Raw genomic sequence first — 25855 nt, forward strand, 5'->3', positions numbered from 1 at the left:
CGTCTCCCGCGTACCGAAACCGTCCCGAGCGCTGTCGACTGCGACCGACAGTTCGTTTTACTCATTATCTCATAACATTTAAGAGCGAGAACCAGTGCATGCCCGTCAATGGACGAGTCGAGTCGTCACGCCGACGCCGAGTCGCCGACGGTCCCCGCGCCGCTCCCACCGGCCGACCCCGAGGCGTGGTACGCCCCGGACGTCCGCCGGCAGGAGGCGGTCCACCCCGGGGTCGTCGTCACGGTCCGCGGCGGTCGCGACGAGTTCGAGTACGACACCCGGACTCCGTCGCTGTCCGCCGACGGCCGTGAAGCCCTGGCCGACGTGACCGGATACTTCGCGGGCGCGAGCGTCGACCGCCCGCTCACCCGCGAGGGTGCGGCAGAACGGATGGCCGAGGGGTTCTCGCCGAAGTACGACCGCGCCGTCGACCGACTCACCGACCTCTCGCCGTCGATGCGGCGACGACTGGAGTACCACGCGCTCGCCGAGGTGTTCTGTCTCGGCGACCTGACGCCACACGCGCTCGACGACCAGGTCGACGTCGCCGAGGAACGCGACGGCGAGGTCGTCGTCCACACGTCGTCGTTCGCGCCGGCAAGGACCGGCCTGGACGACGCAGCCCACGCCGACCGGTTCGCCAACGAGCGTATCGCCCGCTACACCGTCCCGTTCCTCGACTTCGACGTACCCGTCGTCCTGTATCGCGAACACGTCCTGGGCGCGGACCCGTTCACGACGAAGTACGCCGTCCGCGAACCCGACCTGCTACCCGGAGACGGCGAACGTATCGAGGAGTGCAAAGAGCGCATCTGGGAGGCCCCGGTCGACGGCGTCGTCGCGGCCGACGAGCGAGCGGCGTTCGTCCGCGAGCGTGCGGAGGGCGTGCTGGCACGGCGACTCACCGCCGACAGCACGCGGGCGTGGCTGGACGCGACCCGTTATCGCCTCCGCTCGACGCTCGCGGAGTACGACCTCGCGGTCCCGCCGGTCGACGACCGCTACGCACCCGACCGTCTCGACGACCTCGTCTACTACGTCCTCAGGGACTACGTCGGCTACGGCCAACTCACGGTCCCCATCCGCGACGAGCGTCTGGAGGACGTCGAGGCCAACCGCGTCGGCGAACGCGTGAAGGTCGTCCCCCGCGGCGTCGACGAGCGCGTCCCGACGAACCTCGCGTTCGACGACGAGACGGCGTTCGTCAACGTCGTCACCCAGCTCGCGGCCGCCGACGGCGTCGAGGTCAACGCCTCCACCCCGAGCGCGAAGGTGAACCTCCAACCGGAGGGTATCGACGAGACCATCCGCTGTGCCGTCGCCCTCCCGACCATCAGCGAGGGCGGCCCCCACATCTCCATCCGGAAGCAGTCTCGCGACCCGCTGACGCCGGTCGACCTCGTCGAGAGCGGCAGCCTCCCGACCGAACTCGTGACCCTGCTCTGGTTGCTGTACGAACACCACGGCGTCGTGCTGTTCGCGGGGCCGACGGGCGTCGGGAAGACGACGCTGATGAACGCCCACGTGCCGTTCATCCCCTACGACGACCGGCCGGTGAGCATCGACGAGGGCTCTCGCGAGGTACGGTTGCCCCACGAGACGGGCGTGTCGCTCCAGACCCGCGACCACGAGAGTCGGTACAAGCGCATCTCGATGGCCGACCTGATGACGGAGACGAACTATCTCAACCCGGACGTCGAGATCATCGCCGAGATAAACACGCCCGCCAGTTTCGAGACGTTCGGCGAGGTGCTCGCGACGGGTCACGGCGTCCTCGGGACGACCCACGCCGAGGACGTCGACAAACTGGTCAACCGCGTCATCGAACAGGGTCTCCCGCCACACCTGCTCGCGGAACTCGACCTCGTCGTCTTCCCGCGACGCAACGACGGCGAGCGCTACGTCGGCGAGGTGGTCGAACTCGTCGACGAGGGCGACCCTCACGACGGACGTGTCGAACGCCCCGGTGCGACCGTCCACTACAACACCGTCTTCGAACGCACCACCGAAGGCGGGTTCGACGTCCGGTTCGGCCCCGACGCGGCGGGGACGACGCGGACCGTCCAGCGCATCGCCGACCGGACCGACCGTCCCGTCGAGGCCGTCGAGAGCGAGTTCCGCGAGAAACACCGCTACGTCCAGTATCTCGTCCAGGAGGGTGTCGACGACGTCGACGAACTGTTCGGCTTCCTCGCGGACCTCCGAGCAAACGAGACGGCGACCGTCGAACGGGCGGCCGCGAGACGGGAGCGGTCACGGCAGTCGGAGACCGCAGCGGCCGACGGCGGCAGCGACCACCGGAGGGACCACGATGGCGACGAGTGACCACACCGAGGCGCTCGACCGAGGGTTGTACGCGCTGTTCTCCCGGCACGCCGACAGCGCCCGCCACGACCGGGACCGGCGACGGTTCCGGGCGGCGAACGTCGGCCCGAGTTTCGACGTGTTCCTCGCTCGGGTCTACGGCGTCTCGTGGCTGGCGTTCGGGGTCGCGACCGTCGGCGTCGCCGCACTGACGCTCGCCGTCCCCGCGGGCGTCTGGACCACCCTCGGCGAGACGCTCCACGCCGCGCTCCCGGTGGCGAACCGACTCCACGCCCCCGACGTGCCACGGCTGTACGCCGCCGTCGCCGTCGCGGTCGTCGGCGGTCTACTCGTCAAGCGACTCGTCGTCACCGGCGGAAGTCTCTACCTCCGGTGGACCGCCAGCGCGCGCCGGAGCAACATCGAGCGGACGATGCCCGGCGCGGTGCGGTACCTTCGGGCGCTGTCGGCGGGGAGCGACGGCCCCCGGACGATGCTCCGGAAGGTCGCCGAACAGGACGCCTACGGCGAGACAGCGGTGGCGTTCCGGAGCGTGCTCAACCGGGCGGCGCTGACGGGGAGTCTCGACTCGGGGCTACGGATGGTGTCACGGGACACCCCCTCGCGGGACCTGCTGTCGCCGTTCCTCCTGAAGTTCCGCGAGCACGCCGGACAGGGCGACGACGCACTCGACGCGTACCTCGAACTGGAGTCGCGGATGCTCTCACACCGGCAGGCCCGTGCCCGCCAGCGCGCGAGCGACTTCCTCGAACTGCTCGCCGAACTGTTCATCGTGTTGCTCGTCCTGCCGGCGCTGTTGGTCATCGTCCTGACCGTCATGGCGGTGCTCTCGCCGGGGCTCTCCGCGCCCGTCGCGACGCCGTTCGGCGAGACGACGCTCCGGGCGGTGTTCGTCTACGGCGCGGCGGCGTTCTCGCTGGTCGTCGGGGTCGGCGCGGCGTGGCTGGTCGACGCGCTCCGACCGCCCGACCAGGCCCCACCGTCGTACGCGCTCCCCGACGGCGTCACCGACGTGCTGACCGAGACGCCGACCAACCCAGCGAGCGCCGCCGTCGTCTGCGCGCCGGTCGCCGTGCTCGTCGCGGTCGGCTGTTGGACCCTCGGCTACCACCCGGTGAACGTCACCCTGTTCGGCTACGCCGCGTTCGGCCTGCCGGTCGGCCTCGTCTCGGTCCGGCGGGCACGACGCGACGACGCGAAGGACCGCGAGTTGAAGGACTTCGTCCACGCCGTCGCCGGGCACGTCAGCCTCGGTCGGCCGTTCTCGACGGCCGTCGAGCGGGTCGCCCGCGACGTCGACCTCGGCGCGCTGCAAGCGGACGTCGACGACCTCGCGTTCAACACCGCGCTGATGACGGGGCGGGGCGAGGACGTCCGCGCGGACGCACTCGACCGGTTCGTCGATCGCGTGGGCACCCCGCTCGCCGAACAGACGATGGGGCTCGTGACGGGGGCGCTCGACGTCGGCAGCGACGCCGAGGACGTCTTCGAGACGCTCCAGACCGAGGTCGGCCGCCTCGTGCACGAGCGTAAGGCGCTGCGGTCGTCGCTGATGGTGTACGTCGCCGTCGGCTGGACGACCGCCCTGCTGGTCGTCGGCATCACCGTCGCGGTCAACGTCCACGTCCTCGACGGGTTCGCACAGCTCTCGACGGTCGCCGACGGGGGGATGGCGCTCGACCCGAACGCCGTCGACCCCGAGCGCGACCGGTTGCGGTTCTACGTCATCACGCAGGCGACGATGCTGGCGTGTGGCTGGTTCGCCGGCACCGCCTCCCGGGGTTGGTACGAGGCGCTCCTCCACTCCTCGGTGCTCGTCGTCCTCACCTACAGCGTCTACGCGGGGGTGGGGCTGCTGTGAGTCGGCCCCGTTCGGAGACGGACACCGGCCTCGCCGACTCGCGCGCGCAGTCACACGTCATCGGCGTCGTGCTCCTACTCGGCATCACCGTCGTCGCGATGGGGACGCTCACCGCCTCCATCGGCACCGTGCTGGACCAGAACGCCGCCGCCGCAGACGCCGACCGCGTCGCGAACGACCTCGACGCCGCGCTCGACCCGGTCGAGGCGACGGGTCGACACCGCGGTCGGGTCTCGTTCACCGACGGCCGCCTCCACACCGAGTCCCGCGACGTCCGCCTGCTCGAAGGACTCGACGGCGACCGGGTCGCACAGCGCGTGCGGACCGACGCGCTCGTGTTCGAGGCGGGCGACCAGCGGGTCGCGTTCGTCGGCGGAGCCATCGTCCGTGGGACCAACGGGAGCGCGACGCTCCGTGACCCGCCGCTGGTGACGGCCTCGCGCGGCGAAGGGGGCGTCCTCCTCGTCGGTGCGCCTCGGTTGGGCGACCCCGCGAGCGTCGGCGGCGAGCGGGCCTCGCTCACCGTCTCGACGAACGTCAGCCACGACCGCGTCTCCCACGGCGAGGGCTACTGGCGCGTCGCCATCGAGACCGAGACCCCCGGTGCGTTCGAGCGGTGGTTCACCGAGCGCGGCGCGACGGTCGAACGACGGGACATCGACGGCGACGGTGTGACGAGTGTCGTCGCCCGATTCGAGGGGCGACGGACGGCGTACCTCGTCGTCCACGACCTCCGGACGGAGGTGTCGACGTGAGCGACCGAGCGTCCACGACGGACCTGATCGCCGACGACCGGGCGGTGACGCCCGTCGTGGCGAAGGCGCTCGAAGCGGCCATCGTCGTCCTGTTCATCGGGCTGTTGACCACGACGCTGTTCGGCGGCGTCGTTCCCGACTACCGCTCGACGGCCGGTGACGCGGTCGGCGAGCGGACGCTGGCCGGTGCGGCCGCCCGCGTCGAGCAGGCCGTCCCGGCGACCGACGACGCCGCGGTCAGCCTCCGTGTCGACCTCCCGGAGACCATCCGTGGCGACCACTACACGATTCGGAGCGACAATCGAACCCTCGTCCTCGACCACCCCCACGACGACGTCGACGGGCGGGTGGCCCTCGGTCTCCCCGACCGGGTGGTCCGCATCGAGGGCGCGTGGGAGAGCACCGACGACACGGCCGTCCGCGTCGACGCGACCGACGGGCGAGTCGTCGTCGAACTCGGAGAGGTGGACGCGTGAGCACCCCGACGCCCGACTCGGGTCGGGACGGCCCTGGCGACCGCGGCCAGGCGAACCTCCCGGTGCTCGCCGTCGCCCTCCTCGTCGTGACGGCCGCGACCGGTCTCGGACTCGCGCTGGCCGACGGCGCGTTCGCCGGTGCCGAGCGCTCGCCGGGCGAACGCCACGTCGCGGTGTCGCTCTCGGAACGACTCGTCGCTCCCGACGGTCCGCTGACGAACCGGGGGAACACGCTGAACCGCACGCGGGTCGCCCGCCTCGACGCGGCGCGCCTCGACGAGTGGTTCCCGGTCGCCGAGAGCTGCGACGTGCGGATTCGACTCGACGGTGAGACGGTCGTCGAGCGCGGCGACCCGACCGGCGGGACGACCGTCCGCCGCGTCGTGTTGCTCGAACAGCGCCAGTCGCGGACGCTCGACCTCCCGACGGACCGCGTGACGCTCCCGCGACGGACGCCGCGCGTCACCCTCGACGTCGACCCGCCCGCCGCGACGACGGTGACGGCCGTCCGTGCCAACGGGCGGGTGGTCCTCCACGACCCGTCGGGGCTCGACGGGAGCTACGACGTCGCGCTGTCGCGACTGGAGACGGCGACGCTCGCGGTCGAACACAGCGGGCCGTTCACCCCCGCAACCGTCGACCTGACGTACTACCCCGCGCGGACGACGAAGGCGGAACTGGTGGTGACCGTCGATGCGTGACTCGGCCGACACGTCACGAACGAGGAGGGCGGACGAGCGCGGCCAACTGTCGCTGTCGGTCGTCGAGGCGGGCATCGGCGTCGTGCTCGTTCTCGCCGTCTCGATGGGGTTCGTCCTCGGCGTCCCCCAACCGGACACCCGCGACACCCAACTGGACGCGTACGCACGGGACGCGGCGGCCGTCCTCGGGACCGAACCCCCGCGACACCGTGGAACGACGCGACTGGCGGAAGTCGCACGCTCCGAGGCGGCGTTCGAGCGCGAGCGGGCCGCCCTCGACCGACGGGTCGACCGGCTGTTGCCCGACTCGCTCATGTACCACGTCGAGACGCCCCACGGGACGGTCGGCTACGACCGTCCGGCGGGTGTGGCCGTCGGGACGACCACCGTGACGACGGCGAACGGTCCCGTGACGATACGGGTGTGGTACGCGTGAGTCGTGACGACGCAGGGGACGACGCCGGGCGATTCGGTCGCGACCGTGCGCAGTTCGTCCTCGCGGCGGCCGCGGTCGTCGCCGTCGCGCTCGCACCCGCCGTCCTCGCGTACCTCCAGTTGGGCTACCACCCCGACGCCGCGGCCAACGACGACTACGACGCGCCGCTGGCCGACGCCGACCGGGTGCTCTCCCGGAGCCTCCACGCGGCCGGGACGAACGCGACCGGCGCGAACTGGAGCGCGCGCGAGCGCGTCGTCGAACGGGTCCGGACGGACCTCGCGCCCAGGATACGCACGCTCGAAGGGTCGCGCGTCGCAGACGGGGTGGCCTACGCGGTCGAGTACGACGAGGCGGCCGCTCGCGCGTGGGCGCGAGAGCACTGTCCCCGTGGTGACGGCCGTGCGTTCGGCACCTGTGAAGCGGTCGACGGCGTCGTCGTCCAGGAGCGCGCGGGTGAGACGACCGTCGTGGCCGCCGCGTTCGACGTGCGGGTGACGACCGACCGCGGCGAGTACGCCGCGACGGTGATAGCCCGGGTAGTGGGCTGACCCGTATGCGTCGGAGAAGGAGTGCCCAGACGCGGCGGAGCACCGGTGTCGCCACTGGGCGAGTAGTGTCTTGCCACCGGAGTGGCCCCGAAGACGGGGCCGGGCACGAAAATCGGTGGCGGAATCGACAGGTACGGTTCACTCGGCTGCGGCGTCGACACCGCGTGGCCGGTGGGCGTCGACCGTGTACTCAGACGCGGTCGCCTTAGTACTCGGACGTGGTCGTCTCGTTGCCGACGGTGAGGTTGCCCTCGGTCGTGTTGCCGTCGGTCATGTTGCCGTCGGTCGTGTTGCCGTCGGTCATGTTCCCTTCGGTGGTTTCACCGTCGGTCATGTTGCCCTCCGTCGTCTCCTCGCTGGGCATCTCCGAGGTCTCCTCGCCCATCGTCGTGTCCTCCTCTTCCATCGTCGTCGGCTCCTCCGCGGGCGTGGCGTCCTCGACGCCACCGGCGTCGGTCGTGTTGTTCCCACCGCTCGGGCCTGCGCAGCCTGCGACGAGCAGGAGCGCGGCCACGAGCAGTGCAGCAACCGTCCGTCGGGTTGGCTTCCAGTTCATTGCACTCTGCTCGGACTCCGAGGAGCCGGATAAACCGGGCCGACCGTACCGACCCTTGCGACGGTTGGTTGAACACGTTCCTACACCGTTTCGTGAACGAACCCGACATTTACACCCGGAAAACGGTCCTCCCACAGAGGCAGTTCAGAACGTCTGGAACGCGTGAAACGTCGGCTTACGACGACCACCCCTGACGACTGGGCACAACATAACTCCCGATACGCACGGCGTACCCGTCAACGAACGGTGAGGTCACCCCTCCAGAGGCCGGTCGAGGACCGCGGCTGGACCACCCCTCGCGACGGGTGTGAGCGACGGGCGAATCGTGGTACCTGTTCCCGCAAACCACGGTACGGCGCTCGAAACCCATCCGCGTTGACGAATTCAGAAACGTTATTCTACCGGAGACACAACGGAAATCGAGGGCGAGGTTGGCAAGACGGTTTCGGGAGTCCTCGCCTTCTCAGGCTCTCGGCGAGACACGACGATGCACAGCGCCGCGGCCGGCGGGTGGTCGCTCGACGAGCGCGTGGCGTGAACGGCGCTACGCGGACATTCTCAGGGAAGCCGTGAGGAAGAGCGACGCTCCACCAGGGACGAGTTCCTGTGGCCCCGGGACGAGACCGAGCACTCCCGCGGCGATGTAGAGTGCGAACCCGAACGCTATCGCGAGCAGGAGTGTGATGAAGTACCAGTACGCGCCCTCGACGGTGATGAGACTGGGGAGTTGCATGGGTTGGTCTGACCACCTATCGTGACGGTCAGTGTGTGGTACTCAGACGTGCATGACGACGTTTTGACTGCTTTCGGACGCCGGGCCGCCCGAACGGTGTCGTCAGCGTACCGTCGCGTCATTTCGAATCTGCACGTAGACCGACGCTCCACGCCGTCTACGCGCGGTCGGCGTCCGCCGGCACTACCGCTATCCACGTGCGCCGTCAGCGTTCGGCTATGGGACCGCTCGTACCGACCGGAGCCGACCTCGACCGTGAGACGCTGCTCGACATCACGGTCAACCTCATCCCCATGGGAATCCTGCTGTTCTTCATCGGACTGTCCTTGGTGTACTCGCCGTTCCCGCCGAGTCTGTTCATGTCGGGGATGAGCCACCTGCTCACCGTCGTCCCGCTGGTGTTGCTCGCGCTGTTGACGTACGTCGCAGCGAAGGTCATCGCCCGCGACGAACGGCAACTGGAGGCGCGCTCGTCGACCGACGACCGACCGGCGACGCTCGACGACACGGCGACCGGCGAGGGCGCGACGGGCGACGACGCGGACCCGTCGGGCGACCGGGAGTGAGCAACAGGAGAAGGGGCATCACGGCGGGGCCAGCGACGCGATCTCAGGGCGTCGTCGTGAGCAGTTCGTCGAGTTCGATGAACTCCGTCCCACCGCACCGACACTGGGAGTCGGCCGTCGGGAGCGTGATACTACCGTCGTCGTGGACGACCGCCGACGACCGTCGCCGGCAGTCGACACACCTGACGAATGTCCGTTGTGGCATGGTCGGGTCGAGTGGTGGGTCGTGCCGTCGCCGTCGGCCGGTCCGGCGGCGAGGTGACCCGCTCGATGTAACTGAGTCGACACGCGTAACAGATACGCTCACGCCTTGCGAAGTTCGATAGCACCGAGGGCGTGACCGTCCGCGTCGACGACCGGTCTCGCGTCAGTCGTCGACGTGCTCGACGGTGAACTGCTGGAGGCCGTTCTCCATGAGTCGCGAGAGCATCGCCGCGAAGTGCGTGTTCGCGCTCCACATCGCCGTCTCCTCGCTGCCGGTGCCCTCGTCGAGCATCCCGATGAGGACGGTCCGTCCGTCGACGGCGAGCAGTCGGTTGGCCTCCGCGTCGGGGCCGCGGTCGTCCGCGATGCGCAGCACCTCCATCCCTTCTATCTCCCCGAAGCGCTCCAGTGCGGCCGGTGCCTCGCTCGCGCCGACGGCGTGGACGCCCGCATCGACGAGCGACTGCAGCGTCGCCACGAGCGAGGGGGTGAGCTGGTCGACGTCGCTCACGCCGATGACGACGCGTTCGTCGGCCTCGGCGACGAGGTCCTCGACGCGACGGGAGATGTTGTCGGTCCCCCGGGTCACCCAGATGTCGGGGCGGTGCTCGTCGGCGTCGTCCGCGAGCGACCCCTGGACCTCACGGAGGTACTCGCTCGCGCGCCGACGCTCGCGCTCGAAGCGCTCGGAGAGGCGTGCCATCGCCTCGTCGAGTGCGACCGCCCGGTACCGCGTCGGCGAGGCGTTCTGGACCTCGACCAGCCCCCGTGCCTCCAGGGAGTCGGCGGTGCCGTACACCTGCGAGCGGGGGACGTCGGTGACGCGAGCGACCTCGCTCGCCGTCGCCGTCCGGAGCTTCTGGAGTCCGACGAGCACCTTCGCCTCGTAGCTCGTCAGCCCCAGCGATTCGAGGGCGTCGAGGGCGTCGGCTTCCTCCATCTAGTCCTCCGCGGGCGTCGCGGTGGTCGTCCCGGTCTCCGTCGAGCGCCCGGGACCGAGGTAGCGGTACCAGACGACGAGCAGACTCGGGAGCACCAGCACGCTCGCGAGGAACGCGTAGATGATGGTCAGACCGGTGATGATGCCGAACTGCTGGAGCGGCGGCAGGATGGCGAACGCCAGCACGCCGAACCCGCCCACGGTCGTCGCCGCACTGCCGAGCAGTGCGCCACCCGTCCCCGTGACGGCACGGCGCATCGACTCCCAGAGGTCGCCCGTCCGGTCGAGTTCCTGGTTGAACCGCTCGGAGAGGTGGATGGAGTAGGCGACCCCCAGCCCCACCGTGAGGCTCGTGATCATCCCCGTCAGGATGTTGAACGGGATGCCCAGCAGGTACATCGTCCCCAGAATCCACGTCACGCTGAGCGCGACGGGGAGCAGGGTGACGGCCCCCAGCGTCGCACTCCCTTCCGTGATGCGGTAGGTGAGCATCAGGAAGAGGAACGTCGCGACGAGCGTGATGATGAGGCTCTGGACGACGGTCTCCAGTAGCTGGTCGGAGACGATCTTGAACAGGATGGTCTGCCCGGTCGCGGTGGCGGTCAGCCCGCCGTCGTCGCCTTCGACCTCCTGGGCGATGGCGCGCATCTCCTCGGTGACGGCGTCCATCGACGCCGACCCCTTCGTGGAGACGACGAGGCGGACGGCCTCGTACTCGCCGTCGCCGTTCTGGGCGATGACGCCGGCGGCCTGGTCGGGCGCGACCGCGAACAGCGCGTCGTAGACGTCCGCGACGTTCTGGTCGGGGACGCCGTCGCCGTCGGTGTCCGCGGCGGCGAACGTCGCGTTGAACGTCTCGTTGGTCGCCGCGACGCTCTGCATCACCGACAGCGGACTGCGCACGTCGACCTCGCCGTTCGAGAGGACGACGGTGACGTCGCTGTCGGCGGCGGCGGTCTGTGCGGTGTCGATACGCTCCAGCGCCGCGGCGCTGGCGACGCTCGTCCCGTCGCTCTCGACGAGGATCTGCGCCTGGGAGTCCTGACGCAGGAAGTTCTCGTTGACGTAGTCGAGGTTCTCCTTCGCGGAGTAGTCGCTGGGTTTCAGCGGTTCGGGGAGCTCGTAGGTCCACTCCGGCGGGTCGTCGGCCAGGAAGTCCTCCTGGCTGAAGCTGGTGTCGACCTGCGAGGCACCGTACGCGCCACCCGCGCTGATGAGCAGCGCGACGAGGATGACGACGAACGGCGCACGGCGTGCGGCCGACGACCCGGCGGCGAGGACGGAGGAGAACCGCCCGCCGCCGGTCCCGAACGCCTGCTTCTTGCGGTTCCAGCCCCGGCCTTCGAGGAAGCCGTCGATCTCGATCTTGAGGGCGGGAATCAGAACGCCGAAGACGAGCAACGCGGCGGTGATACCGAACGCGCTGACGACGCCGAACTCCTGGATGGGTGGCAGCGGACTCGTCAGGTTCGAGAGGAACCCGATGACGGTCGTCGCCGTCACCCAGACGAGGGCGATGCCGACGCCCGTGAGGGCGACGCGCATCGAGCCACGGACGGTGTCGGTGCTCGCGCCAGTCGAGCCGGTGCGCTCCTCCCGGTGGCGCATGAACACGTGGATGGCGTAGTCGATGGAGAGCCCGATGAGGAGGACGGGCACCGCGACGAACAGCTGGTTGAACGCGATGCCGGCCCAGCCCATGAACCCGAACGTCCAGACGAGGACGGCACCGATGCCGAGCAGGCCGAGCAGGATGTCGATGACGTCGCGGTAGGCGACGACGAGCGCGACGACGACGAACAGGAGCGCGAGCGGCCCGACGATAGCGAGGCTGTCGGTCATCGACTGGGTCGTCTCCTCGGCGATGATGCCCGAGCCGAACACGAGCACGTCGTTCACGGAGAACTGCTCGGTGGGGTTCTCGTTGGCGAGGTCCTGCATCGCGAGCTGTGAGTTCGTGATGGCGTCGCTCGACTGGCCGGTCGCCTCCGCGGTCGACCCGCTGTCGCTCACCTGCGTGACGACGAGCATCGTCGCCTCGGCGTCGGTCGAGCCTTCCTCGAAGCTCGTCGGCATGAAGGCGAACGCGGAGAAGCTACCGCCACTGCCCCCCGAGTCGTCGCTCTCACCGAGCAACAGCCCGAGCACCTGGTCGATCTCCGACTCGTTCATCGACTCCAGCTGTGCGCGCTGTTCTTCGAGCGTCGGGGTCGAGGCGTTCTGGAACTCGGCGTTCAGCGCCTGGAGCTCCGAGCCGAGTTCGCGCAGGCGTTCGCCGTCCTCCTGCAGGTCCGCACCGCGCTGCTGGAGGCTCTGGTACTGGTCGGCGAGCACGCCCTGGGTTCCGAGCTGGTAGGCTTGCTGGGCCTGCGACTGGTTCTGAGCGTTGCGCACGCCCTGGGCGGCCTGCTGGAACGTCCCGAAGTCCTCTTCGTCCAGCTCGACACTCGTGTTCGACCGGACCTGCTCGAACGCCGCCTCGACGGAGGCGTCGGGGTTCTGCTGGAGGGCCGCCAGCGCACGCTGGAGGTCCTTCGCGGTCGCGTTGAGCGTCTGCGAGCGGTTCTCGAGTGCCGCCCGCTCCTGTGCGACGCTCGAGTTGAGCCGCTGGAACTCCGCGTTGGTCCGCTGGAGGTCACCGCCGACCTCCTGCTGGATGGCGGCGGTCGCGACGATGTTGGGGATACCGACGACGGAGTTGTTGTCGGCGAGCGTCGGTTCGATGGTCTCGTTCTCGCGTAACTCCTGTTCGAGCGCGAGGATACCGAGCATCGACTCCTTGTCGAGGACGTTGTCGTCTCTGACGATGAGTTGGACGGTCGTCGTGTTGTTCGGCCCGGTCGAGAAGTTGCCGTTGATGTAGCTGAGCTTCTCGGACTCGGGGGAGTCGCTCTGGAACTGGTCGAGCGAGGAGGACTGTTCGATCATCCCGGCACCGGCACCGAGGACGACTGTGGCAACGAGCATCAGCGCGATAGCGATGCGCGTGTGGCCGGTGATGGCACCGACGAAGCGGTCGACGCGGCTCACCGCGTCACCTCGTCGGAAGCAGAGAGTGTGAGTAACATCATAGTGACTGTACTGTTGTTCGTCGCCTACTAACAGCCGAGGTGTATAAGACACCACCGGAACGTGTCGCTCGTTTGTCTCCGTTCTACCTCCTGCGGAACGGTCACGTACGGCCGTCGGTGGCCCTCAATCGTCGGTCGGGGCGACGCCGGGTGACTCCTCGACGACGCCGTCGGCCCACCTCCCGCGGAGGAACCACGCGGCCGCGGCGAGCATGCTGAGGACGTTCGACAGCGCGATGGCGTACCAGACGCCCGTCGCTCCCATGTCGAGCGACGTGAGGAAGGCGTACGCCGGCGGGAGGCGGAACACCCACAGCGAGAGGATGGCGAACACCATCGCCGTGCGCGTGCTGCCCGACCCGCGGAACCCGCCCTGGACGACCTGGAAGACGCCGATGAACAGGAACGTCGGGCCGATGATGCGCAGGTAGTCCGCACCGAGGGCGATGACGTCGGGCGAGTCGGGGATGAACACCGCCGTGATGGGTTCGGCGAAGGCGTACGCGACGAGTCCGGCGACGGCGAGCACGCCCGCGACGATGGCCGAACTGTAGCCGACGGCGCGTTTCGCACGCTCCGGTTGGTCGCTCCCGAGGTTCTGGCCGACGACGGTCTCGGTCCCACGCGCGAGGCCGAGCGCCGGGAGGAACACGAGCGAGTTGATGCGGTTGCCGATGCCCAGCGCGGCGACGGCGTCGTCGCCCGCGAACGCGACGAGCGCGGTGAGGACGGTGATGCCGAGCGCCCGCGTCGACTGCTCGATGCTCGCGGGCGCGCCGAGCGAGACGATGCGCTTGACCATCGTGGGGTCGAGTTTGAGGTCGTCGAGCGAGAGGTGGATGCCGACCGCGCCCGAGAACAGCCACGCCATCGCGAGGACGGTGGCGACCGCCCGCGAAAACACGGTGGCGACGGCCGCCCCCTGGACGCCGAAGCCGGCGAACCCGGTCGCCTCGAACGCCCACGTCTGGAGGCCGTCCAGACCGAGCGACGTCAACAGGACGTTGCCCTCGAACCCGAGGATGAGGAAGGGGTCGAGGACGACGTTGAGCGCGACGCTGAGCGCCATCAGGTACAGCGGCGTCCGGGTGTCACCCCACCCCTGGAGGAGCGCCTGGAAGACGAAGAAGCCGAACATGAACACGATGCCGACGAAGATGGTCCGGGTGTACTCGACGGCCAGCGCGTACTCGGGGGTGCCGGGGGACGCACCCACCAGCGACATCAGCGTCGGCGTCAGCAGGTAGCCCAGCACCGAGAACCCCGCCGCGACGAGGAAGACGAACGCGATGGTCTGGCCGGCGACGTAGTCGACCCGGTCGTCGTTGCCCGCGCCCTTGTGCTGGGCGACGAGCACCGTCCCCGCGACGGTGAACCCGCCGGCGACCGATATCATCAGGAAGACGATGGGGAAGGAGTACGACAGCGCCGAGACCGCCTCCTGGCCGAGGCGACCCACCCAGAACGTGTCCGCGAGGTTGTACCCCACCTGGAGCAGTTGGGCGAGTACGATTGGCAGCGCCAGCACGACCAGCGGTTTCAGTAACTCGCCGTCGGTGACGTCGACGTCGCGGCCGCTCACCGTCGCCCTCGGAGGGTGGTGTCGAGGTACGACGCCAGCGAGACGCGAACGGCGGCGGGGGCGGTCTCACGGTTGGTCGTCGCCCGTGCCGCCCGCGCGCCGTTGAGCGTGGCGACGACGTGTTCGGCGACTCGCGTCGAGTCCACCTCGCGGAACGACCCGTCTTCGATACCGCGCTCGACGATGTCGCGGATGGTCGCGACGAGCAGGTCGTCGATGTCGGAGAACTCCTCGCGGAACGCCGCGTTCGTCACCGACTGCGAGCGGAGTTCGCTCATCACGGTCTGGATCTCCCGTTGTTCCGCGCGCTGTTCGAGCGGGAGGAGCTTCTCGACCAGGTGTTCGAGGTCGGCCATCGGGTCGGACGGCGGGCGAGAGAGCGTGGTCTCCTCGAACCGCTTCGCGGCGAACCGGAGGAACGCGACCAGCAGGTCGTCCTTCGAGTCGTAGTGGTAGTACAGCGACGACTTGCTCATCTCGAACTCCTCGGCGATGTTGGCGATGGAGAGGTCACAGTAGCCGTGTTCGAGCAGCGCGCGGAACGTCGCCTCCATGATGCGCTCCTCGGTCGAGCGCTGGCCGGTATCGCCAGCGTCGGCCCGGTCACCTCGGTCGGCCCCGTCGGCCCCGTCGGCGGGGTCGACGTTCACCGCGAGCCACCCCCCGAGGACGCGACCTGCGCGTCGTCGAGTTCGGTCGTACACCAGTGACAGAAGTCGAGGCCGTCGGTCAGTTCGCCGCCACAGTGCGGACAGCGAGCGGTGTCGGCGGCGGCGGTGGTCCGCGGCGTGTGGTCGCGACGGGCGACGACGTAGGCGTCGAGCGCACAGAGGGTGGAGGCGAACCAGACGGGTGCGAGCGCGACGACGTCGACCGCCTCGCCGGCCGCCAGCGCCTCGATGGCCGCCTGCGGGACGACCAGCGACGTCGCCGCGACGACGAGGAGCCACGCGGCCGCGCGGCCCCATCGCCGGAGGTAGAGGTGGCCCAGTCCCGTCACCGCCACACTGAGGACGGCCGCGAGCCACGGCCGTCGGGTCGTTCGAGCGTCGTTCACACTCTGACTGAACGTTCGGTCAGTATAAGCGTTGCGCGTTCGACAGCTCGTTCAGCGCGGTCGGTACGGTCGCTCGTCGAGAAGGGAGTCGGAGGGGCGAGGTCTCAGGGTCGACAGACGTCGGAGCGGTGGATGCGGTCGGGTCATGTCAGGGCCACCGCCCGGGCCGACGTGGTTCCCCTCCGACGTACTGACTGACCGTTCAGTCTGAATAACTGCTTCGGTTCGGGGAGCCATCCTGCCGGGTTCGAATCTCAAAAAACGAAAAAGAGATGCGTTCACGGATTCAAGAGACCGGAGAGAGACCACCATGGCAGTCATCGAAACCGACGGGCTCAGCAAGTACTACGGCGACGTCCGGGGCGTCGAGGACCTCACCTTCGGCGTCGAGGAGGGCGAGGTGTTCGGCTTCCTCGGGCCGAACGGGGCCGGGAAGACCACGACCATCCGGACGCTGATGGGCTTCCTCTCGCCGACGGGAGGGAGCGCGACCGTCCTCGGTGCGGACGTGCGCGACGCCGGAGCGCTCCGGGCCGCCCGAGCGCGCATCGGCTACCTGCCGAGCGACCCGGGACTGAACGAGAACGTCACCGGCCGACGCCTCATCGAGTACCACGGCGCGCTCCGGGGCGACGTCAGGAGCGACGAACTGCTCGAACTGTTCGAACCGCCGCTCGACCGGAAGGTCGGGGAGTACTCCCGAGGCAACCGGCAGATGCTCGCCATCGTCCTCGCGTTCATGCACGACCCGGACCTCGTCATCATGGACGAACCCACCTCGGGGCTGGACCCACTCAAACAGGAGCGGTTCCTGGAGTTCGTCCGCGCCGAACGCGAGCGCGGGAAGACGTTCTTCTTCTCCAGTCACATCCTCGGGGAGGTCCGGAAGGTGTGTGACCGCATCGGCATCGTCCGGGACGGCTTCCTCGTCGAACTGGAGGACGTCGAGTCGCTCATCGACCGGACGGGGAAACTCGTCCGCGCGAGCGTCGGCGGGACGGTCACTCCCGAGGAGTTCACCATCGAGGGGGCACACGACGTGACCGTCGGCGGCGAGACGACTCCGGACGAGACGGCGACCGACGGCGGGGAAGAGACCCTGGTGACGTTCACCTACACCGGCGCGTACGAACCGCTGTTGCGCCACCTGCTTCGCTACGACCTGCGGGACCTCGCAATCGAGGAGGCCCCGCTGGAGGAGGTGTTCATGCGCTTCTACGGGGAGGACGACGCCGAGGCCGTCGTCGAACGCGTCGAACGCGAGCGTCGCGCCGCCGAGGGTGAGGACACCGAACTCGAGGCCGCCGATGTTTGAGACCGCCCGCTTCGAGTCCAGACAGCGCCTCCCGGGGTCGGCCGTCGTCGCCGCCGGTCTGTCCGCGTTCGCCGCGATGATGATTCTCGTCGCGCCGAGCATCCTGAACGACGTCGACCTGGAGTCGCTGCTGGAGGCGTACCCGCCGGCGATGGTCGAGGCGTTCGACCTCGAACTCATCGGCACCATCGAGGGGTTCATCGCGCTCGAACTGTACTGGTTCGGCTGGCTCCTCGTCCTGGGTATCTACGTCGCCTACAGCGCCGCCAGCAGCGTCGCCGGCGACATCGACGACGACCGGATGGACACGCTGCTCGCCGCCCCCATCTCGCGTGGGCAGGTCCTCGTCGAGAAGTTCCTCGCGTTGCTCGTGCCCATCCTCGTCGTCAACGTCGTCGTCCTCGTCGTCGTCTACACCGGGACGCGACTGGTCGACGAACCCATCGCCGCCGCGGACCTCGTCGCCGTCCACGCGCTGTCGATACCGTACCTGCTGTGCTGTGGCGCGTTCGGGATGCTCGCCTCCGTGGTCGCGCCACGACGGCAGGTCGCGGAGGGAGTCGCCGCCGGCACGCTCGTCGGGACGTTCCTGCTCCAGACGCTGACCGAAGGGACGGACTTCGAGTGGCTCGGAGCCGTCGCTCCGATGCGCTACTACGACCCCGTCGCCGTCCTCACCGCCAGCGAGTACGACTACGCGGGCGCGGCGACACTGCTCGTCGCGGCCGTCGTCCTGCTCGGGGCGGGCCAGGCGTGGTTCGCCCGGAGGGACGTCTGATGAGCACCGAGACCGTCGAGCGGACCGACCGCCGCGAACACACCGGGAGCGCGCTCGACGTCGCCCGCTTCGAGGGCGAACGCCGCCTCCGGGTCACGGGCGTCATCGTCGTCCTCGTCGCGCTGTTCGGGGCGCTGTTCGTCGCGCTGAGTCCCGACGTCACGACCGCCGCGGACATCGACCAGTTGACCGAGGCGATGCCCCCGGCGTTCCGCGAACTGTTCGGTATCGAGACGCTCGGGTCGCTCGAAGGGCTGCTCGCCGGCGAGTTCTACGTCTTCTCGTGGGTCGTCGGTCTCGCGGGGTACCTCGCGTACAGCGCCGCCGGGAGCGTCGCCGGCGACCTCCGGGCCGACCGGATGGACACGCTGCTCGCCGCGCCCGTCTCGCGGACGAACGTGCTCCTCGGGAAGTTCCTCGCACTGCTCGTCCCCATCGTCGTCGTCAACGTGGCGATTCCGCTGGTGTTGTACGCCGGGTCGGTGCTCATCGACGACCCGTTGTCGCTGACCGACCTCGCGGCGCTGCACGCGCTGGCGATACCGTACCTGCTGTGCTGGGCGGCCGTCGGCCTGTTGGCGGGCGTCGTCGTCCGCCGCGGCCGAACCGCCAGTCGGGTCGCGCTCGGTCTCGTCGTCGCGGCGTGGCTGAGCGAGTCGCTCGTCGCCAGCACCGACTACGACTGGGTCGGCACGCTGTCGCCGATGCGCTACTTCGACCCCGCGGCGGTGCTCCTCGACGGGACGTACGACCTCGCGGGCGCGGCGCTGTTGTGCGGCGTCGCCGCCGCCGCGCTCGTCGCCGCACGGACGGCGTTCGTCCGGAGCGACCTGTGAGCGCTCACCTCGGACCCGCGCTCCGGGGTCGTCGCCGGGGCGAACCAACAGTCGAATGGCCGGCCGTCCCGGAGGGTCGGTAGATGCGGAGTTTCAGCGAGGCCGAACGCTCGCGAATCGACCGACAGGTACGCGAGACGGGCCGCGAACTGTTCGCCCGCTACGGGTTGCGCAAGACCACCATCTCGGAACTGACCGACCCGGCGGGCATCGCGACGAGCACGTTCTACCAGTTCTACGACTCGAAGGAGGCGCTCTACCTCGACCTGCTGGAGGAGGAGGGCGAGGAGATAACCGACCGTCTGCTCGGGGAGTCGTTCGAGCGCTACGACGACCCCGAACCCGCCATCGAGGCGTTCTTGCTCGGCGTGATGGACGAGATCGAGACGAACCCGCTGGTCCACCAACTCGTCGTCGGCGACGAACTCGACCGCCTCCGGGAGCAGTTCTCCGAGGCGGAGTACGCCGCCGAACAGGAGCGCGACGTCGCTCACTTCCTGCCGTACATCCAGGCGTGGTACGACGCTGGCCGGGTCGACGGTCCGTCGCCGGAACTCGTCGCCCACGCCGTCCGGGCGGTGGCGTTCCTCACGCTCCACGAGGACGACATCCCGATGTACCAGGCCGTCAAGGAGACGCTCGTCGCGGCCGTCGCCCGGGGGATGACCCGCGAGACCGGCGAGGTGGCGGCGAACGCGGTGGAGACCGAGGACGAGGACACCGCCAGGGATGCGGACGACGCCGACGAGTCGGTCTCCGGCCCGAGGAGCGACGAGGTCACCGACGCTCGGTGACGGTGGTGTACAGCGCGTCGACGTCGCGTTCGAGCAGGCGGGCGGCTTCGAGACGGACCCGCCGGGCGCGCTCCTCGCCGATGGTGTCGCCCGCGTAGAACTGGTCGGCCAGCGGGTGGTAGCGCGTCGTGTCGATGCCGTACGCTTCGAGGTACTTCCAGACGAACGGCGAGTCCAGGCCGCGCTCGATGGCCGCCGAACTGAGCTGTTGGAGTTCGGCGTACGCCGGGACGCCGATGGCGTCGTTCGTGACGCCGGGGTCGCCGACCTCGACGGGGAGGTCCGCGGTCTTCGCCACCAGCGGTTCGAGGTCCTCCAGTAGCGTCACGACCTGACTCGGCAGTGTGGTGTCGGGCGAGCGCCACTCGACAGTGGGCGTCTCCCGGCGGAGGCGGACGGGCGTCACCACCACGTCCTCGGGGTCGAACAGGTCGACGTACTCCTCGACGGTGACGCCGCGGTTGAGCGCCATCGACCGTAGCTCCTCGTAGAGGTGCTGGAGCCGCTGGTCCCACTGCTCGGGGTCGTCGGTGTACGCCCAGAGGTCGCGGAACTTCCCGACGTCGTGGCCCGCCTTGTACCGGTAGGCGTACGCCCGCGAGGAGGTGGCGAGGCGCTCGCCGCCGTAGAACGGCGAGGAACTGACGAGCGCGAGCGCCGGGTCGAGCGCGGTCAGCAGGTTCAACTGCCGGGCGACGACGCCCTGCTCGAAGTGGACGTGCGTCCCCGCACAGTTCTTCGCCACGTCGAGTCCCTCTCCGTAGATGCGTTCGAGGACGTCCCCGCGCGCGGAGACGACCGGCGAGTCCGTCGTCGTGAGCGGCGTCCCGAGCGGGACGAGTCGTCGGTCGGTCTCGCGGGCGCGCACGAGGAGCGTGTCGAGGACGTCCGCGAGGCTCTCGGCGATGCCCGCCGGTGAGCCGCGGGGCGGGGTCGTCACCTCGACGAGCGACTCGACGAACTCCGGAATCGCTAGCTCGTGGGCCTCGGTGAGGTCGTGACCGTCACACAGGTCGCCCAGTTCGTCGACCACCCAGAACTCCATCTCCACCCCGAGTTGCATGCCGCTCGGAGACGGTCGACGCGGATAGCGGTTGGCACGGCGTGTGCGCGTTCGATAGGTGTGCTCGAACCCAGCCTCAGTCCAGCGTGACCCACGTCAGGAAGCCGATTGCGAGCGCCTCCAGCACGTGGAATCCGAGCATCGCGTACCACGCGACGTCGGGGACGGCCGTGCCGAACCACGCCGACAGCCTCGGGTCGAGGAGGTAGACGTACAGCGCGAACGCGTTCTCCACGAGGAGCAACAGTGCGAACACCAGCATCCCGAGGGTGTGTTTCGACCGGAGCTGTCGGTAGTTGCGTACCCAGACGCTCGCGAGGACGAACAGGAGGACGACGCTGGTGGCGGTGGCGACCTGTGCCAGCGTGACCAGACCGGTCATCGGCGTGGCTCCGCGAGCGAACGGCTGTGCGTGTGGTCGAGCAGTCGGGTGTCTGGTGTCGCGTTCGTCATCGTGTGGTCAGTCCGTGGCGTTCTCGACGATGGTCTCGACGACGTCCCAATGCTGGCGGACCCGGTCGGTCGGGAGGTAGATGGCACCGTAGTCGTCGCCGCTGGAGCGGACGATACCGTTGTCGGCGAGCACGTCGAGGTGGTGGCGAATCGTGTCGTAGTTGAGGCCGAGGTCCTCGGCGAGTTGGTTCGCGTTCCGCGGGCGGTCGTCCAGCGCCCGGAGTATCCGGACGCGGTTGACGCCACCGCGCGTCCCGGTCAACACGTACCAGAGGACAGCCTCCATCCGTGCGAGTCGACACGAGCGGCCCACCTAAGCCCACCGACACGGCGTTGCCGCTCAGTTCTCGACGATGAACTGGCCGGCGATCTCCGTGACCTCCGCCATCGTCTGCGGTTCGTCGACCGCCATCGGGAACGGCGATTCGAGGTTGAGTTCGTTGAGGAAGCTCGCGTGTCGCGCCTCGACGCTGTGGATACCGATGGCCGCCTCGAACACCGCGTCGGCGGCGACGGTGCCCGCCGCACCCTTGTACGCCGCGACGCCGGTGTTCTCCAGAGCCATCGCGACACCGAGGAACTCGCTGGGCGTCTCGTAGCCGAAGTCGTAGGTCGCCTCCTCGACGGGCGTTCCGCCCAACTGCTCGACGGTGTCGGCGAGCGCACCGACGTGGGCCGCCTCGTGGTCACCCACCGTCGCCAGATGCTCGGGCACCGACATCCGAAGCTCCTCACCGAACTCGGCGAGCGCCTCGGCCTCCATCAGTTCGTCGTCACCGAACGTCTCCAGACCCTCGCGGTAGAACGCGTTCTCCAGGTGTTCGAGCGTCAGCGCGTAGTTGAGGACGTCGACGTCGCTGGTGTCGTTCTCGGCCTTGCGTTGCTGTTCTGGCCGGTCCCCGCCGGTCTCGTAGACGCTCGGGTCGACCTCGCTGGTGACGAACTGCCCGGCGATTTCGAGCACCTCGTCGACGGTCTGGGCCTCGTCGACGGCGTTCGGGAACGGCACCTCACCGTTGACGAGGTTGAGGAACGCGGCGTGGCGCGCCTCGACGCTGTGGATGCCCGCGGCCGCCGCGAGCACGTCGTTGTTCACCACCTTCGGAGCCGCGCCGGCGTAGGCGGCGACACCGGTGTTCTCCAGGGCCATCGCCACCCCGAGGAACTCGCTGGGCGTCTCGTAACCGAAGTCGTACTCGCCCTCCTGGACGGGCGTCCCACCGAGCTGTTCGACCGTGTCGGTGAGCGCATCGACGTGGGCCGCCTCGTGGTCGCCCACCGTCGCGAGGTACTCCGGGACGTCCATCCGGAGCGTCTCGTTGAACCCCGACAGTGCGTCGGCGTCCATCAGCTCGTCGTCGCCGAACGTCTCCAGACCCTCGCGGTAGAACGCGTTCTCCAGGTGTTCGAGCGTCAGCGCGTAGTTGAGGATGGGGACGTCCGGGTTCGCCATCGGCTGCTCGGTCGCGGTGTCGGTGTCGGTAGCCGTCCCGGCCCCCATCTCCGTCTCCGTCGGGTCGTCGGTGGGAGTCGCGGTCTCCGTGGTGGTACCGGGGTCGTCACCGTCGCTCGTACAACCGGCGAGGGCGGCGATGCCGAGGGTCGCGGTCGTTCCGAGGACGGCACGGCGCGTCGTCTTGGTGTCGGGTTCGGGTGCGGTCATCGTGCGTCCGAAGCGAGTCCACGCCGCCTAAAGGGGATTTTCCGAGTTCCGACGGGGATGTGCCCGAACTCACCCGGGAAGCTCTCGGAACTCTCACCCAATTCCGACCGGAGTACGACGGGCCACTGTGGCGGGGCCGGTGCGGGACTCACCTGTCCGCTCGGAGCGTCAGCCGCCCCAGGTGAACCGCGCGTCGAGGACGTAGCGGTACAGGCCGCTGACGACGATGGCGACGCCGTTGGCGAGGAGGTAGAGCAGACCGACCCACTCGACGAGCGCGAACAGCACGCCCAACTGGATGGGGATGGCGCTGCCGCGGACGAGGTTCGTCGTGAGCAGCCCCCGGAGGAACTCGTGGCGGCCGTCGTTCGAGCGGTCCCCGAACGTGTAGGCGTTGTTCAGCACGTACTGGACGAGGATGGTGATCTCGATGGCGACGGTCGCGGCGAGGAGGTAGTTCACCTCCCCGACCTCGACGAACGCCGAGAGCAACAGCATCTGGAGGCCCGCGGCGACGGTGCCGACGAGGACGAACCGCCGGAGTCGGACGGCGAGCGGGCGGTCGACGGCCCGCGCGAGGAGCGCCGTCGTCATCCGCGCGCCCGACGGCGGGCGGTCAGCGGCGTGGCGCGGTCGACGGACCCACCGACGTGTCGGGGCGCGCAGGTCGGCGCGAGCACCCGTCGGTCGCGGGGCCACCGGTACGTAGTCATCGGTTACAGTACGGTTCCCACGGGTCTCAACGTTTTGGTCGACGAACCCCCGAGCGTGACCGCGACGGGTGAGTCGAGAGCGGCGCGGAGAGACGGCGAGGAGACGGGCGGAGGAGAGCGGTCGCTCGGCGAGTTGCGGCCCCAGAGGAGAGTGGTGCGCGGCAGGTACGGTCGGTGATTCAGAACACCCGCTCGAAGGTGTCGGGGTGCGGGGTGACGAAGACGCCCTCGTCCGTCCGGTCGAAGTCCACGAACCCGGCGTCGGCGAGCATCGGGAGGTGGTTGTGGTAGAGCGTGACGACGACGCGGTCGAACTTCTCCTCGTCGAACGCCGACCAGTCGCCGTCGAGCTCCTCGTCGACGACCAGTTCCGCGACGCGGTCGAGTTCGAGCGCGCCCTCGCGGTCTTCGAGGACCGACAGCAGGGCGCGACGGCGGGAGTCCGAGAGGATGCGGCCGACGAAGTCCTGCGACGGCGTGGTCGATTCGACGGTGACCGACTGGGCAGCGATCTGCGATGACATTCTGAATTTCCCTATCAACGCATTCTCGTCGGGGGGCATATCCGCACGCCCTAAAGAGATTGGCGCGTCCGTCAGACAACCGCCCAGACTGCCGAAAATGGCCTCCAGAGCCCCACTCTGTAGATTCGGGCTGTGAGCGCCGTGAGAGAAGCCGTCGCCGTGTGTCGATTTCCGACGTTCGGATGCGACGGAACCTTTCGTCGAGGACAGAAGAAGTGATGACGTAACTCATATTACGGAGTCGAGAATCGGTGGGGGCATGCAGGAGGCGCTCGAGCGTGTCTCGACAGGTGTCACCGGCCTCGACGAAGTGCTGAACGGGGGTCTGGTGCAGAACCGTACCTACATGATTCGCGGCCAACCGGGCGCAGGAAAGAGCATCCTCGGGTTGGAGTTCCTGGTCGCCGGGGCCGAGGCCGGCGAGAACGTCATGTACGTCAACATGGAGGAGCCAGAACACGAGATTCGGCAGAACGCCGCCTCGCTCGGCATCGACGTCGACGACGTGGCGTTCCTCGACCTGAGTCCCGACTCGGAGTTCTTTGCCGACGACCTCAGTTACGACATCTTCGCGCCCGACGAGGTGGAGGGCGGGGCGGTGACCGACCAGATCTCCGAACGGGTCGAGTCGGAGTCACCCGACCGTATCTTCGTCGACCCCATCACCCAGATGCGCCACCTCTCGCCCGACGAGTACCAGTTCCGCAAGGAGGTGCTCTCGTTCATGCAGTTCCTCAAAGAGCAGGGCGCGACGGTGCTGTTCACCTCGCAGGCGACCGAACTCACCCCCGACGACGACCTCCAGTTCATGTGCGACGGCGTCGTCGAACTCGAACGCACGAACAAGGGGCGGACCGTGACGGTGCCGAAGTTCCGCGGTTCGAGCACGCTCGACGGCGAGCACGCGCTTCGCATCGCCGAGGGTGGCATCGAGGTCTACCCCCGACTCCTCCCCCAGCAACACGAGAAGACGTTCCCCAGCGAGACGCTCCCCTCGGGCGTCCCCGAACTCGACAAACTGCTCAACGGCGGCATCGAACGCGGGACGGTCACCATCGTCACCGGGTCGCCGGGGGTCGGGAAGACGACCACGGGCGTCCAGTTCATGAAGGAGGCCGCCGGCCGGGGCGAACGCTCGGTCGTCTACTCCTTCGAGGAGGCGAAGAACACGCTCGTCCACCGCTGTGAGTCCATCAACATCCCCGTCGAGACGATGATGGAGAAGGGCACCCTGGAGATAGAGGAGGTCGAAGCCCTCCGCCTGTCGGCGACGGAGTTCGCCCACATGGTCCGCCAGGAGGTCGAGGAGAACGACACGAGCATCGTGATGATCGACGGCGTCGAGGGGTACAAGCAGGCGCTGCGCGACGAGGACGACGAACTCGCGCGCGAACTCCACTCCGTCTGTCGCTACCTGAAGAACATGGGCGTGACGGTCATCCTGATGAACGAGATTCCGACCGTCGTCGGCGAGTTCCAGTTGACCCAGGCCGGTCTCTCGTACCTCTCCGACAGCATCGTGTTCATCCAGCACATCGAGATGAACTCCCGGATGCGGAAGGTCATCGGCGTGCTGAAAAAGCGTACCAGCGACTTCGAACGCAACGTCCGGCAGTTCCGCATCACCGAGTACGGCGTCGACATCGGCGAACCGCTCGACGGACTGACGGGCATCCTGACGGGGAACCCGACCTTCGAACGTGGGGAAATCGGCTTCGAGTCGAGTTCACACCAGCAGGCCCACGCCGACACGCGCGACGTGTTCGTCGACGACGACAACCGGGCGGGGAAACGGAGTGCGACCAGACAACCGGGTGACCGAGTCGACGAGCGAGACAGGCCGTGATGGCGGGAGCCATCGACGGTCCCGCGGGTCGACCCGCGGGACGCCCGTATCGCCGT

At 68.8% G+C, this 25855-nt stretch carries 28 protein-coding genes; 13 read left to right on the top strand and 15 right to left on the bottom strand.

Annotation, left to right across the window (positions count from 1 at the left end):
* The first annotated feature begins 108 nt into the window (after positions 1–108).
* From M1L36_RS05425 to M1L36_RS05455, 7 genes are read left to right on the top strand one after another with little or no spacing between them, the layout of a single operon-like run.
* A complete protein-coding gene (locus M1L36_RS05425; protein ID WP_250872708.1) occupies positions 109–2325 on the top strand; it encodes a type II/IV secretion system ATPase subunit in 2217 nt (738 codons plus the stop codon).
* Positions 2312–4186 carry a type II secretion system F family protein gene (locus tag M1L36_RS05430; RefSeq protein ID WP_250872709.1) on the top strand — a complete coding sequence of 625 codons (1875 nt, stop codon included), beginning with the start codon at positions 2312–2314 and terminating at the stop codon, positions 4184–4186. The genes M1L36_RS05425 and M1L36_RS05430 overlap by 14 nt, the downstream gene beginning before the upstream one ends.
* Entirely contained in the window at positions 4183–4941 is a 759-nt protein-coding gene (locus tag M1L36_RS05435) for a DUF7289 family protein (RefSeq protein WP_250872710.1), read from the top strand. Before M1L36_RS05430 ends, M1L36_RS05435 begins: the two co-directional genes overlap by 4 nt.
* Complete coding sequence (locus tag M1L36_RS05440) at positions 4938–5417, top strand: DUF7266 family protein (protein WP_250872711.1); 480 nt, start codon at positions 4938–4940, stop codon at positions 5415–5417. The genes M1L36_RS05435 and M1L36_RS05440 overlap by 4 nt, the downstream gene beginning before the upstream one ends.
* Positions 5414–6118, top strand: coding sequence for a DUF7263 family protein (locus M1L36_RS05445; protein ID WP_250872712.1), 705 nt, complete (start codon positions 5414–5416; stop codon positions 6116–6118). The genes M1L36_RS05440 and M1L36_RS05445 overlap by 4 nt, the downstream gene beginning before the upstream one ends.
* Complete coding sequence (locus M1L36_RS05450; protein ID WP_250872713.1) at positions 6111–6554, top strand: DUF7262 family protein; 444 nt, start codon at positions 6111–6113, stop codon at positions 6552–6554. Before M1L36_RS05445 ends, M1L36_RS05450 begins: the two co-directional genes overlap by 8 nt.
* Positions 6551–7105 (top strand): DUF7261 family protein, encoded by a 555-nt coding sequence (locus M1L36_RS05455; RefSeq protein ID WP_250872714.1) that lies wholly within the window; start codon positions 6551–6553, stop codon positions 7103–7105. Before M1L36_RS05450 ends, M1L36_RS05455 begins: the two co-directional genes overlap by 4 nt.
* 205 nt (positions 7106–7310) lie before the next feature.
* On the opposite strand, the gene M1L36_RS05460 is transcribed toward M1L36_RS05455, so the two are convergent.
* The gene (locus M1L36_RS05460; protein WP_250872715.1) at positions 7311–7661 is read right to left on the bottom strand and encodes a hypothetical protein; all 351 of its coding nucleotides are present in this window, start codon (positions 7659–7661) and stop codon (positions 7311–7313) included.
* Positions 7662–8205: 544 nt separating this feature from the next.
* Positions 8206–8394: a hypothetical protein gene (locus tag M1L36_RS05465; RefSeq protein ID WP_250872716.1), complete on the bottom strand. Its 189-nt coding sequence runs from the start codon at positions 8392–8394 to the stop codon at positions 8206–8208.
* Positions 8395–8612: 218 nt separating this feature from the next.
* Here M1L36_RS05465 and M1L36_RS05470 point away from each other — a divergent pair, with 218 nt between their 5' ends.
* Positions 8613–8960: a DUF6684 family protein gene (locus tag M1L36_RS05470; protein ID WP_250872717.1), complete on the top strand. Its 348-nt coding sequence runs from the start codon at positions 8613–8615 to the stop codon at positions 8958–8960.
* Between the two features lie 43 nt (positions 8961–9003).
* Here the strand turns inward: M1L36_RS05470 and M1L36_RS05475 are convergent, their stop codons facing one another.
* From M1L36_RS05475 to M1L36_RS05500, 6 genes are all read right to left on the bottom strand, one after another.
* Positions 9004–9165 (bottom strand): hypothetical protein, encoded by a 162-nt coding sequence (locus tag M1L36_RS05475; protein ID WP_250872718.1) that lies wholly within the window; start codon positions 9163–9165, stop codon positions 9004–9006.
* Between the two features lie 162 nt (positions 9166–9327).
* On the bottom strand, positions 9328–10104 hold the full coding sequence (locus M1L36_RS05480) for a TrmB family transcriptional regulator (RefSeq protein WP_250872719.1): 777 nt from the start codon (positions 10102–10104) through the stop codon (positions 9328–9330).
* On the bottom strand, positions 10105–13134 hold the full coding sequence (locus tag M1L36_RS05485) for an MMPL family transporter (protein WP_250872720.1): 3030 nt from the start codon (positions 13132–13134) through the stop codon (positions 10105–10107).
* Positions 13135–13299: 165 nt separating this feature from the next.
* Positions 13300–14757, bottom strand: a complete 1458-nt coding sequence (locus M1L36_RS05490) for an MATE family efflux transporter (RefSeq protein ID WP_250872721.1) — start codon at positions 14755–14757, stop codon at positions 13300–13302.
* A complete protein-coding gene (locus tag M1L36_RS05495) occupies positions 14754–15461 on the bottom strand; it encodes a TetR/AcrR family transcriptional regulator (RefSeq protein WP_250872722.1) in 708 nt (235 codons plus the stop codon). The genes M1L36_RS05490 and M1L36_RS05495 overlap by 4 nt, the downstream gene beginning before the upstream one ends.
* Entirely contained in the window at positions 15404–15814 is a 411-nt protein-coding gene (locus M1L36_RS05500; protein ID WP_250872723.1) for a DUF7575 domain-containing protein, read from the bottom strand. Before M1L36_RS05500 ends, M1L36_RS05495 begins: the two co-directional genes overlap by 58 nt.
* A gap of 310 nt (positions 15815–16124) precedes the next feature.
* Between M1L36_RS05500 and M1L36_RS05505 the strand changes: the two genes are divergently transcribed.
* The 4 genes from M1L36_RS05505 (at position 16125) to M1L36_RS05520 (ending at position 19537) form a co-directional block, all read left to right on the top strand.
* Positions 16125–17129, top strand: coding sequence for an ABC transporter ATP-binding protein (locus tag M1L36_RS05505; RefSeq protein ID WP_250872724.1), 1005 nt, complete (start codon positions 16125–16127; stop codon positions 17127–17129).
* Positions 17122–17907: an ABC transporter permease subunit gene (locus tag M1L36_RS05510; RefSeq protein ID WP_250872725.1), complete on the top strand. Its 786-nt coding sequence runs from the start codon at positions 17122–17124 to the stop codon at positions 17905–17907. The genes M1L36_RS05505 and M1L36_RS05510 overlap by 8 nt, the downstream gene beginning before the upstream one ends.
* Positions 17907–18743: an ABC transporter permease gene (locus M1L36_RS05515; protein ID WP_250872726.1), complete on the top strand. Its 837-nt coding sequence runs from the start codon at positions 17907–17909 to the stop codon at positions 18741–18743. Before M1L36_RS05510 ends, M1L36_RS05515 begins: the two co-directional genes overlap by 1 nt.
* An 83-nt stretch (positions 18744–18826) precedes the next feature.
* The gene (locus M1L36_RS05520) at positions 18827–19537 is read left to right on the top strand and encodes a TetR/AcrR family transcriptional regulator (protein WP_250872727.1); all 711 of its coding nucleotides are present in this window, start codon (positions 18827–18829) and stop codon (positions 19535–19537) included.
* Here M1L36_RS05520 and M1L36_RS05525 read toward each other — a convergent pair.
* The 7 genes from M1L36_RS05525 to M1L36_RS05550 all read right to left on the bottom strand — a co-directional run bounded on the left by M1L36_RS05525 (position 19521) and on the right by M1L36_RS05550 (position 23953).
* Positions 19521–20600, bottom strand: a complete 1080-nt coding sequence (locus M1L36_RS05525; RefSeq protein ID WP_250872728.1) for a glutamate-cysteine ligase family protein — start codon at positions 20598–20600, stop codon at positions 19521–19523. The two genes, M1L36_RS05520 and M1L36_RS05525, sit on opposite strands and share 17 nt — an antisense overlap.
* 76 nt (positions 20601–20676) lie before the next feature.
* Positions 20677–20982: a DUF8036 family membrane protein gene (locus M1L36_RS05530; RefSeq protein ID WP_250872729.1), complete on the bottom strand. Its 306-nt coding sequence runs from the start codon at positions 20980–20982 to the stop codon at positions 20677–20679.
* Between the two features lie 78 nt (positions 20983–21060).
* Complete coding sequence (locus tag M1L36_RS05535) at positions 21061–21339, bottom strand: ArsR/SmtB family transcription factor (RefSeq protein WP_250872730.1); 279 nt, start codon at positions 21337–21339, stop codon at positions 21061–21063.
* 54 nt (positions 21340–21393) lie between these two features.
* Positions 21394–22716, bottom strand: coding sequence for a ferritin-like domain-containing protein (locus M1L36_RS05540; protein ID WP_250872731.1), 1323 nt, complete (start codon positions 22714–22716; stop codon positions 21394–21396).
* Between the two features lie 168 nt (positions 22717–22884).
* On the bottom strand, positions 22885–23310 hold the full coding sequence (locus tag M1L36_RS05545) for a GtrA family protein (RefSeq protein WP_250872732.1): 426 nt from the start codon (positions 23308–23310) through the stop codon (positions 22885–22887).
* Complete coding sequence (locus M1L36_RS21305; RefSeq protein WP_305794362.1) at positions 23307–23429, bottom strand: hypothetical protein; 123 nt, start codon at positions 23427–23429, stop codon at positions 23307–23309. The genes M1L36_RS05545 and M1L36_RS21305 overlap by 4 nt, the downstream gene beginning before the upstream one ends.
* Before the next feature lie 179 nt (positions 23430–23608).
* Positions 23609–23953 carry a DUF7344 domain-containing protein gene (locus M1L36_RS05550; RefSeq protein WP_250872733.1) on the bottom strand — a complete coding sequence of 115 codons (345 nt, stop codon included), beginning with the start codon at positions 23951–23953 and terminating at the stop codon, positions 23609–23611.
* A 259-nt stretch (positions 23954–24212) separates the two neighbouring features.
* On the opposite strand from M1L36_RS05550, the gene M1L36_RS05555 reads away from it, so the two are divergent.
* Positions 24213–25799 (top strand): DUF7125 family protein, encoded by a 1587-nt coding sequence (locus M1L36_RS05555; protein ID WP_250872734.1) that lies wholly within the window; start codon positions 24213–24215, stop codon positions 25797–25799.
* Positions 25800–25855 lie beyond the last annotated feature (56 nt).

The sequence above is a fragment of the Halomarina rubra genome (assembly GCF_023699475.1).
Lineage (GTDB): Archaea > Halobacteriota > Halobacteria > Halobacteriales > Haloarculaceae > Halomarina > Halomarina rubra.

Coding starts and splice junctions, on each gene's coding strand:
- M1L36_RS05425 (WP_250872708.1), top strand. CDS start 109: ATGGACGAGTCGAGTCGTCACGCCGACGCCGAGTCGCCGACGGTCCCC.
- M1L36_RS05430 (WP_250872709.1), top strand. CDS start 2,312: ATGGCGACGAGTGACCACACCGAGGCGCTCGACCGAGGGTTGTACGCG.
- M1L36_RS05450 (WP_250872713.1), top strand. CDS start 6,111: ATGCGTGACTCGGCCGACACGTCACGAACGAGGAGGGCGGACGAGCGC.
- M1L36_RS05460 (WP_250872715.1), bottom strand. CDS start 7,661: ATGAACTGGAAGCCAACCCGACGGACGGTTGCTGCACTGCTCGTGGCC.
- M1L36_RS05465 (WP_250872716.1), bottom strand. CDS start 8,394: ATGCAACTCCCCAGTCTCATCACCGTCGAGGGCGCGTACTGGTACTTC.
- M1L36_RS05470 (WP_250872717.1), top strand. CDS start 8,613: ATGGGACCGCTCGTACCGACCGGAGCCGACCTCGACCGTGAGACGCTG.
- M1L36_RS05475 (WP_250872718.1), bottom strand. CDS start 9,165: ATGCCACAACGGACATTCGTCAGGTGTGTCGACTGCCGGCGACGGTCG.
- M1L36_RS05480 (WP_250872719.1), bottom strand. CDS start 10,104: ATGGAGGAAGCCGACGCCCTCGACGCCCTCGAATCGCTGGGGCTGACG.
- M1L36_RS05505 (WP_250872724.1), top strand. CDS start 16,125: ATGGCAGTCATCGAAACCGACGGGCTCAGCAAGTACTACGGCGACGTC.
- M1L36_RS05510 (WP_250872725.1), top strand. CDS start 17,122: ATGTTTGAGACCGCCCGCTTCGAGTCCAGACAGCGCCTCCCGGGGTCG.
- M1L36_RS05515 (WP_250872726.1), top strand. CDS start 17,907: ATGAGCACCGAGACCGTCGAGCGGACCGACCGCCGCGAACACACCGGG.
- M1L36_RS05520 (WP_250872727.1), top strand. CDS start 18,827: ATGCGGAGTTTCAGCGAGGCCGAACGCTCGCGAATCGACCGACAGGTA.
- M1L36_RS05525 (WP_250872728.1), bottom strand. CDS start 20,600: ATGCAACTCGGGGTGGAGATGGAGTTCTGGGTGGTCGACGAACTGGGC.
- M1L36_RS05530 (WP_250872729.1), bottom strand. CDS start 20,982: ATGACCGGTCTGGTCACGCTGGCACAGGTCGCCACCGCCACCAGCGTC.
- M1L36_RS05535 (WP_250872730.1), bottom strand. CDS start 21,339: ATGGAGGCTGTCCTCTGGTACGTGTTGACCGGGACGCGCGGTGGCGTC.
- M1L36_RS05540 (WP_250872731.1), bottom strand. CDS start 22,716: ATGACCGCACCCGAACCCGACACCAAGACGACGCGCCGTGCCGTCCTC.
- M1L36_RS05545 (WP_250872732.1), bottom strand. CDS start 23,310: ATGACGACGGCGCTCCTCGCGCGGGCCGTCGACCGCCCGCTCGCCGTC.
- M1L36_RS21305 (WP_305794362.1), bottom strand. CDS start 23,429: ATGACTACGTACCGGTGGCCCCGCGACCGACGGGTGCTCGCGCCGACC.
- M1L36_RS05550 (WP_250872733.1), bottom strand. CDS start 23,953: ATGTCATCGCAGATCGCTGCCCAGTCGGTCACCGTCGAATCGACCACG.
- M1L36_RS05555 (WP_250872734.1), top strand. CDS start 24,213: ATGCAGGAGGCGCTCGAGCGTGTCTCGACAGGTGTCACCGGCCTCGAC.